At 63.8% G+C, this 6,448-nt stretch carries 8 protein-coding genes; 3 read left to right on the forward strand and 5 right to left on the reverse strand.

Translation table 11 applies throughout. From position 1 onward, the window contains the following. Positions 1-298: 298 nt before the first annotated feature. Complete coding sequence (locus EOA27_RS17110) at positions 299-1,831, reverse strand: acid phosphatase (RefSeq protein ID WP_126078129.1); 1,533 nt, start codon at positions 1,829-1,831, stop codon at positions 299-301. A 205-nt stretch (positions 1,832-2,036) separates the two neighbouring features. On the opposite strand from EOA27_RS17110, the gene EOA27_RS17115 reads away from it, so the two are divergent. Beyond that, on the forward strand, positions 2,037-3,287 hold the full coding sequence (locus EOA27_RS17115) for a cytochrome-c peroxidase (protein ID WP_126078130.1): 1,251 nt from the start codon (positions 2,037-2,039) through the stop codon (positions 3,285-3,287). A 69-nt stretch (positions 3,288-3,356) separates the two neighbouring features. On the opposite strand, the gene EOA27_RS17120 is transcribed toward EOA27_RS17115, so the two are convergent. Then, positions 3,357-3,944 carry a dihydrofolate reductase family protein gene (locus EOA27_RS17120; protein ID WP_126078131.1) on the reverse strand — a complete coding sequence of 196 codons (588 nt, stop codon included), beginning with the start codon at positions 3,942-3,944 and terminating at the stop codon, positions 3,357-3,359. A gap of 96 nt (positions 3,945-4,040) precedes the next feature. Here EOA27_RS17120 and EOA27_RS17125 point away from each other — a divergent pair, with 96 nt between their 5' ends. Next, positions 4,041-4,457: a helix-turn-helix domain-containing protein gene (locus EOA27_RS17125; protein WP_126078132.1), complete on the forward strand. Its 417-nt coding sequence runs from the start codon at positions 4,041-4,043 to the stop codon at positions 4,455-4,457. 158 nt (positions 4,458-4,615) lie between these two features. Here EOA27_RS17125 and EOA27_RS17130 read toward each other — a convergent pair whose 3' ends face one another. The 3 genes from EOA27_RS17130 to EOA27_RS17135 all read right to left on the reverse strand — a co-directional run bounded on the left by EOA27_RS17130 (position 4,616) and on the right by EOA27_RS17135 (position 5,826). Further along, positions 4,616-4,807 carry a hypothetical protein gene (locus EOA27_RS17130; RefSeq protein ID WP_245491107.1) on the reverse strand — a complete coding sequence of 64 codons (192 nt, stop codon included), beginning with the start codon at positions 4,805-4,807 and terminating at the stop codon, positions 4,616-4,618. Positions 4,808-5,252: 445 nt separating this feature from the next. Continuing rightward, on the reverse strand, positions 5,253-5,399 hold the full coding sequence (locus EOA27_RS40740; protein ID WP_189342223.1) for a hypothetical protein: 147 nt from the start codon (positions 5,397-5,399) through the stop codon (positions 5,253-5,255). 97 nt (positions 5,400-5,496) lie between these two features. Beyond that, positions 5,497-5,826, reverse strand: coding sequence for a hypothetical protein (locus EOA27_RS17135; protein ID WP_348526565.1), 330 nt, complete (start codon positions 5,824-5,826; stop codon positions 5,497-5,499). A 58-nt stretch (positions 5,827-5,884) separates the two neighbouring features. Between EOA27_RS17135 and EOA27_RS17140 the strand changes: the two genes are divergently transcribed. After that, positions 5,885-6,322, forward strand: a complete 438-nt coding sequence (locus EOA27_RS17140) for a YqaA family protein (protein WP_126078135.1) — start codon at positions 5,885-5,887, stop codon at positions 6,320-6,322. Positions 6,323-6,448: the final 126 nt, after the last annotated feature.

Here is a 6,448-nt window from a genome sequence, read left to right on the forward strand (position 1 = left end):
TGAAACTGGTTCGCCGCAGTGCCGCGCCAAGCCGACCGCTTGGCGCTGCGGCGACCGCATCATAGGGAGAGAAAACTGTTACCTATGTATCCGGTTCAAAGTGTTACCCATCTATCCGCTGGACACTTTTCGCGGGCGTCGCGTCCTCGCCTTCTCCCCGTTCATGGGGAGAAGGTGCCCGAAGGGCGGATGAGGGGCGGCGCCGGCGCCTAAAAGGCAGCGTGGGCGCCCTACGAAGGCCCCCTCTCCGTCCGCTTCGCGGACACCTCTCCCCGCCTTTGGCGGGGCGAGGAAAACGCTACTTCGTCAGATCCAGCGCCGCCGTCAGATCGCCCATCGGCGGCTGGTCGTCGTTGCGCAGCGCCTTGTCGCGGGCGACGATGCCTTGCAGCACCGGCAGCTCGTAGCGGTTGGTGATGAAGCGCAGGATCGAGGTGGTGTCGTACTGCGTGTGGTCGACCATGCCCATCTTCGCATAGGGCGAGATGATGAAGGCCGGGACGCGGTTGCCCGGGCCCCAGCGGTCGGCCTTGGGCGGCGCGACGTGATCCCAGAAGCCGCCATTCTCGTCATAGGTGACGACCACCAGCATATGCGCCCATCGCGGGCTCTTCTCCAGATGCGAAACGATGTCGGCCAGATGCTGGTCGCCCGAGGTCACGTCGGCATAGCCGGCATGTTCGTTGAGGTTGCCCTGCGGCTTGTAGAAGGAGACCTGCGGCAGCTTGCCGTCGTCGATCGCCTTGATGAACTCTTCGCCGCCGAGGCCGCCATCCTTGATGTGCTCGGCGCGCGCGGCTGTGCCCGGCGCGTAAGCCGCGAAATAGTTGTAGGGCTGGTGATGGAACTGGAAGTTCGGCACGGGCGTCGCGTTCTTGCCGTCGAGCGCCACCTGCCAGGCGCCTGAATACCACGCCCAGGAAACGCCCTTCAGCGACAGGAGATCGCCGACGGTGATCTCGTGCTGCGGCGGCAGCGTGGTCGGCGCAGCCGGATCGGCGAGCGCCTTGTCGCCGCCTTCGGCCGGCTTGTTGGCGCTCGGCTGGTAGGGCGGCTGCATGGTGTTGACGGCATAAAAGTCTGGAGTGATTGCGCCGTCATTGGCGAATTTCGGCACGCCGCCGAGTGCGGAGGCCGGTGAATTGTCGGCCGGCTTCAGCGTCACGCCATCCGGCTCGACGACGGCGATCTGGCCCTTCACCGGGCTGGTGTCGGCATTCGGATAGTAGGGCACGCAGGCGCAGGCGAGCATGAAGTGGTTGAGGAAGGAGCCGCCGAAGGCGCCTTGGAAGAAATTGTCGGCCAGAACGTACTTCTTGGCGATCGCCCACATCGGCAGGTTGGAGCCGTCGTAATGGCCCATTACCAGCGAGCCGGAATCGGCCCAGGCGACGAACTTGTCGTTCTTGCCGCCGTCGATCTGCATCTGCTCCTGGTAGAAGCGGTGCCAGAGGTCATGCGTGACGACGTTGGTGCCCTCGTTGAAGCCGTTGGGATCGTCGATGGCGAATGTCGCGTTGGCGAGATGCGCGCTCTGCGCTTCCGTCACCGCCGGCGTGACGCCCTTGCCGGTCAGCCCGCCCCAGGCCGGCGGCAACTCGGAAAGCAGCTTGCCGTCACGGTCGAGCTGGCGCGCCTGGCCGGGCGACACATTCGCCAAGCCGTTGGCACCGGGGAAGCCGCCATAGAGGTTATCGAAGCTGCGGTTCTCGGCGTAGATGACGACGACGGTGTCGATCTTGTCGTAGCCGGGGGGAGCCGCGTGGGCAGCGGCGGAGAGCGATGCCAGCGCCGTGGTGGCGAGGCAAAGGGAGAGAAGGGACCGGGTCATTGAAGGATGCCTCGTGGCTGGGGAATGGCTGGAGGACGGCAATGCAGGAACGCAGATGCATCAATGCCCAGCTACTTCGATGCCTTGTCACCTTTGTGACAGTTCCGTCCCCGTCAAACACGGTTTCGTGAGCGGGACGGCCAGTCATCAATCCGTTGCACTTGAACCTTACGTCGCGAAGGAAATCAGGGATGTCGCCGCGCAGATGAGACGGAAAAATCACGCGATCGCCCTGCTGGCAGCTTCGATCGTCGGCTTGACCGCACCCGCCAATACCGCGGAGCCATTGGGCGTCCATCCTGGCCCGATGTCGCGCCGGGAAGCTTATGCCCGCGTCGACGCGCTGACGGCGCTCGGACGGCAGATGTTCTTCGACCTTTCGCTCTCTGCTTCCGGCAAGCAGGCCTGCTCGTCCTGCCACGATCCCAATCACGCCTTCGGACCGGCCTCGGCCTCGCCGGTCGAGATGGGCGGAGCCAGGCTCGACCAGCCCGGCGTGCGCGCCGTGCCGTCGCTGCGCTATTTGCAGGCAGCGCCAGCCTTCAGCGAGCATTTCTACGACTCCGAGGACGAAGGCGACGAGAGCGTCGACAACGGCCCGACCGGCGGCCTGACCTGGGACGGCCGCGCCGACCACGGCAAGGACCAGGCGAGAATCCCGCTGCTGTCGCCCTTCGAGATGGGCAACAAGGACGAGGCCCAGGTGGCCGCCAGCCTGCGCAAGGCGCCCTATGCCGACGCCTTCAAGGCCGCCTTCGGCGCCGATGTCTTCGACCATCCGCAGGACGCTTTTGATGCCGCGGTGGAAGCGCTCGGCACCTTCGAGCAGAGCAGCGCCGATTTCTATCCCTATTCCAGCCGCTATGACGCCTTCCTCGCCGGCAAGGCGCAGCTCTCGGCGCAGGAATTGCGCGGCCGGATGCTGTTCGAGGACGAGGCGAAGGGCAATTGCGCGAGCTGCCATTTGAGCGAGCCCGCCAATGACGGCGAGCCGCCGCAGTTCACCGACTACGGCCTGATCGCGATTGCCGTGCCGCGCAATCCGGCGATCCCCGCCAATTCCGATCCTGATTACTTCGACCTCGGCCTGTGTGGCCCGCTGCGCACCGACTTCAAGGGCCGCGCCGAGTATTGCGGCCTGTTCGAGACGCCGACGCTGCGCAACGTGGCCTTGCGCAAAAGCTTCTTCCACAATGGTTATTTCCACACGCTGCGCGACGCGGTCGCCTTCTATTCCAGCCGCGACAGCGATCCGGCGCGCTGGTACCCGAAGAATGCCGACGGCACGGTCGACAAATTCGACGATCTGCCAAGAGCTTACTGGCCGAACCTCAACACCGACCCGCCGTTCAACGGCAGAAAGCCCGGCGACAAGCCGGCGCTGACCGATGCCGAGATCGACGACATCGTCGCCTTCCTCGGCACGCTGACCGACGCCGACCAGGCGGGGCACTGAGGCTGGGGGCCAGTCAGAAAGGCGCGCCGCGAGATTGATTCAAGGCGGTGCGGGCTCGGTTGCCGCTTCTCATTGCGCGAGCGCGTAGCGGCTCACCACCATGCCGCAGGCATAGGACTTCGAGCCGAGGAGCGTCAGCCTGGCGAACCCGCTTTTGTCGAAGATGCGGCGGCCTTTCCCCAGCACCGCCGGATTGATGAAGAGCTGGAACTCGTCGACCAGGCCGGCGGCGATCAGCGCCGAGGCGAAGCCGGCGCCGCCGAACACGGCGATGTCGCCGCCCTCGCCCTGCTTCAGCGCGTCGACCTCGCGCGGCAGGTCGCCGCTTACGACCCATGTCCGTTCCCAGCGCGACGCTGCAAGCTTGTCGCTCGCGACGACCTTCTCAGCCTCGACGATACGCTGCGCGAAAGCATAGAAGCGATCCTTCGGATATTTCTTGGCCGCATTGCCCCAATGGGCAAGGTAGCCCTCTTCCACCATCTTGCGGCTCAACAGGATGGTGCCGACGGTCGTGAAGACGGCATTGAAATCCTGCTTCAACTCCTCGTCCCAGTCGCTGTCGTCGCCCCATTCCCAAAGCTGCCAGCGACGATCCTCATCGGAGCCGACAAAGCCGTCGACCGACATTTGCATCTGAAGGATCAGCTTCCTCATGCTCATTCTCCTCGCCAATGATTTACTTTTGGAACCGTTTGACGCAAAGCGGCAATGGTGTCAATAGTAAATTGATTTACAAATGGAAGTATGTTGATGGCGACCAAGGGACGGTCTGGCTGCCCGATCAGCCTCTCGCTCGAATTGCTCGGCGACCGCTGGACACTGCTCATCATCCGCGACCTGGCTTTCGCCGGGAAACGGCATTTTCGCGAATTCCTGCAGTCCGACGAAGGCATCTCGTCGCGCACGCTGGCCGAGCGGCTGCAGACGCTGCAGGACGAAGGCATCCTCACGCGAAGCGACGACCCCAGCCATGGCCTGAAGGCGATCTACCGGCTGACAGAGGCCGGCATCGACCTGTTGCCGGTGCTGGCGACGCTAGGCGCCTGGGGCAGCAAACACCGCAAGGCCGACGACAAGCTTGCCCGAATCGCCGATGACCTCGCGACCGGCGGCGAGCCGGCGCTCGAGCGGATGAAGGAGACGCTCAGGGCGCAACATATGGGATAGCGGAGTCGGAACACCGCGCTCCGCCGGCGACCTGTGTTCAAACGCTTGGGTCAGCGAGCGGCGTTGCGTGGCCAGTGCGTCGAAGGCAAATGCAACACCCGCGTGCCGTCCGCCGATTTGTCTCGCATTTTCACAGTTGGCCATGAGCGTCGACGATCTCAGCCAGCCTGTCCGCTCCGCGGCGGCCCCGCCGGCTCCTCGGCCGGTGGCTCCCCGGGGAGCCCCAATCGCAGCCGCTCCTCCTCGGCGAAGCTCTCGGCCTGCTCGTGAATGTCGAACACTTGCTGCGTCAGCCTGCCACCGTCGACGATGCGCACGATCCATTGGCCATTGACGGTTTTCACACGCACACTGTCTGGCTCGCTTGTTATCATACGGCTCCTGCCTTCGGCCCAAGTATCTGGTGCCTAGACCCAATACGATCTAGAGCGCCTTAAGTTGCCGAAAGCGGAGCTGATCGACATTTAGTGCGAAGGCACTCGCCGATACTCAGTAGATTTTTGAAATCTGACGGATAAAAACGACTATGGCGCCTACGTCGCCCCGTCGAGCAAAGACTACAATAACTCACGGAGTGGTGGGGAGCGATGGGCGGCCCGGCTGCCTTGGGGGGTGATACTGGGTTCGGCGGCCGGGCCTGACCGGAGTTTGCGAGGCCGCCGGCTGCAGGAAAGGATGCGCTCGCGCCCATGCGAGGGCAAGAACGACCTAGGCCCTAGGACCAAAGCTGCAAGCGCAGGGGCCGAGACGGACCAATCACAATCAGGCTGTAAACCACCTGAAGCCGGCCGCGCGTCAAAAGCCGAAATAATGCTGGCCGAAAAGATAGCCGAGCGCCGCGACCACCAGCGGAAACAGCGCCGGCGCCGCCCTGCTGAACAGCGAGGCGCTTATCTCCTTGGCTGGAGCGCTGGGTTTGGCATTGCCGAGGTTTTTGGTCATGGGCTTAGTACCGGTTGGGGCCAGTTGCCGGCGGAGCCATAAATTAGAAGTCGCTTATTAAGTTTCCAGCAAGCCCAATGCTACAATTCGCGGCAATTTATTCCGATTGCTGGGTGCGCTCGGCAAGCGCGAAAGCCTGGAGGTTGCGCGATTTGCCGGGATCCTGGTCGGCATTGGCGATGATGGCATGGAAGGCGGCGCGGGCGATGTCCTTCTTCCTGGCGTCGGGATGCTCCTTGCGCACCGCCTTGAGCAGGTCTTTCGGCTTCATATCGGGGGTGACGAGGCGCATCAGCGTGTCGCCTATGGCCTGCAATTCGCTGGCATCCATAACGATGACCCTGTTTTGACGACATAAGCCTAGCATATAGGGGAGCGAGCGCGTCACTTTCGTGATACGCGCCGGGAGCTGGGCGACGGTCGCCATGACCCAAGCCGTCGATAGTCAGGATCCGAAATGGCGAGAGGCGAACTGACGGACGGCAATGCTTGGTGACCTTGCCGCTTTCGGCGGACTTTTCCTGACCGCCTTCGCCGCCGCGACCATCCTGCCGCTGCAATCGGAAGCAGCGCTGGTCGGCTTTCTCCTGGCCGGGACCCATTCGCCGGCCGCGCTGGTTCTGGTCGCGACGATCGGCAACGTGCTTGGTTCGGTGGTCAACTGGCTGCTGGGCCGCGGCATCGATCGCTTCGGCGACCGCAAATGGTTTCCGGCAAAGCCTGCCGCGCTCGACCGCGCGGCGGCGCGCTATCACCGTTACGGACGATGGAGCCTGCTGCTGAGCTGGGCTCCATTTATCGGCGATCCGCTGACGGTGATGGCCGGCGTGCTGCGCGAGCCCCTATGGAGCTTTATCGCCATCGTCACCGTTGCCAAGACCGGCCGGTACCTGCCGGTGGCGGCCGCGACCCTCGGCCTCTAGCCTAAAGAACTCATGGCGCAGGCATCCAGCCGTGAATTCTCGCCATAGCAAAGCCGCACGGCCAGGGCGGCCGCGATATGTCCCTGCGGGCCGGCCTTGGCAAATCGCCAAGGCCTTCCGTTGAAG

Source organism: Mesorhizobium sp. M2A.F.Ca.ET.037.01.1.1, assembly GCF_003998075.1.
Lineage (GTDB): Bacteria > Pseudomonadota > Alphaproteobacteria > Rhizobiales > Rhizobiaceae > Mesorhizobium.

Coding starts and splice junctions, on each gene's coding strand:
- EOA27_RS17115 (WP_126078130.1), top strand. CDS start 2,037: ATGAGACGGAAAAATCACGCGATCGCCCTGCTGGCAGCTTCGATCGTC.
- EOA27_RS17125 (WP_126078132.1), top strand. CDS start 4,041: ATGGCGACCAAGGGACGGTCTGGCTGCCCGATCAGCCTCTCGCTCGAA.
- EOA27_RS17140 (WP_126078135.1), top strand. CDS start 5,885: ATGCTTGGTGACCTTGCCGCTTTCGGCGGACTTTTCCTGACCGCCTTC.
- EOA27_RS40740 (WP_189342223.1), bottom strand. CDS start 5,399: ATGACCAAAAACCTCGGCAATGCCAAACCCAGCGCTCCAGCCAAGGAG.
- EOA27_RS17135 (WP_348526565.1), bottom strand. CDS start 5,826: ATGGCGACCGTCGCCCAGCTCCCGGCGCGTATCACGAAAGTGACGCGC.
- EOA27_RS17120 (WP_126078131.1), bottom strand. CDS start 3,944: ATGAGGAAGCTGATCCTTCAGATGCAAATGTCGGTCGACGGCTTTGTC.
- EOA27_RS17110 (WP_126078129.1), bottom strand. CDS start 1,831: ATGACCCGGTCCCTTCTCTCCCTTTGCCTCGCCACCACGGCGCTGGCA.